Here is a 361-nt window from a genome sequence, read left to right on the forward strand (position 1 = left end):
CGGGCCTTTGGCCGGTGTGATCGTGCAGCTGGGTGGTCAGACCCCGCTGGGGCTGGCGCAGGCGTTGAAGGACAACGGCGTGCCGATCGTGGGCACCTCCCCGGAGGCCATCCACGCCGCCGAGGACCGCGGCGCCTTCGGCCGCGTGCTGGCCGAAGCCGGGCTGCCCGCACCCAAGTACGGCACCGCCTTCTCCTTCGAGGAGGCCGCGCGCATCGCCACCGAGATCGGCTACCCGGTGATGCTCCGCCCCTCGTACGTGCTCGGCGGGCGCGGCATGCAGATCGTCTACGACGAGCCGTCCCTCGCCACCTACCTGCGGCAGCACGCCGGGCTGATCGCCGACCACCCCGTCCTCGTC

1 protein-coding gene is annotated in these 361 nt (G+C 72.6%); it reads left to right on the top strand.

Annotated elements, in window-relative coordinates:
* A partial coding sequence (locus RND61_RS32545; RefSeq protein WP_449343286.1) for an ATP-binding protein occupies positions 1–361 on the top strand: 361 nt, incomplete at both ends.

Origin of the sequence: Streptomyces tamarix (assembly GCF_032423885.1) — a bacterium.
Taxonomy (GTDB): Bacteria; Actinomycetota; Actinomycetes; order Streptomycetales; family Streptomycetaceae; genus Streptomyces; species Streptomyces tamarix.